This window comes from Salinimicrobium oceani (assembly GCF_012037645.1).
On the sequence record NZ_JAAVJR010000102.1, the window covers coordinates 1 to 780 of the forward strand.

Consider the following 780-nt stretch of genomic DNA (forward strand, 5'->3'; position numbering starts at 1 on the left):
TATAATACCCAACAGGAAAAGAAACCCCAATTGCAACAGCTCCCACGACCTGTGCCGGGTCGTTATGGAAATAACCGGTTAGTTCCAGTGTCACATTGTGGTTGGGGCCAAGTTCAAATCCTAAAGAAGCAGGGATGTGCATAAAAATTCCGCTCTTTTCAAAGTTCCTTTTAGCCGTTACAGTTTCAAAAGATCCCACGGTACCACCTATTCCTAATTCCGCATATGGCGCCACCCAGTCTATCGGAATCCTCACCCGTCCTTTTCCGCCAAAAAGGAAGGCGTTGACCGTGGCTTTATCCTCGGGCTTAATGGGACCGCCAAAACTTTCATTCATCTCGGTAAAAATATAGCCGGCGTAGGGTCGCAGGTCGATCCACTCATTGATTCCCAACACATATTCTCCCTGCGCAAAATATCCGGTACCGTAAAAACCCGTCTCATCATAAGGCAGACTCAGGCCATAGCCCACAGAAACCTCAACAGCCTCTTCCGTGATGAATTGCGCCTGCATCCGGGTGAGACCACAAATGGTAAAAAGAATAAGTAATATTTTTTTCATGATGATAAAGGCGATTAGTCGTCTGTAGCTCCAGGGCTTTTATAGGGAAGAAGGAGATGGAGCCCCAATGGATCGAAAATAGAGAATTTCCTTAAATTTTTTTGATAATTACCGGAAATTAAAAAGATAGCTTTTTCAGTTTTCATCGGGAAAATAAGATTCTACCTGATTCATGACCTGATTTTGCCATTCACTTTCCGCAGCAATATCAAATTCCT

At 44.0% G+C, this 780-nt stretch carries 1 protein-coding gene; it reads right to left on the bottom strand.

All coding sequences use genetic code 11. The features are described 5' to 3' along the window. Window positions 1–562 (bottom strand): hypothetical protein (locus tag HC175_RS15660; RefSeq protein WP_168139375.1); only part of this gene is annotated, 562 nt, incomplete at its 3' end. Window positions 563–780 lie beyond the last annotated feature (218 nt).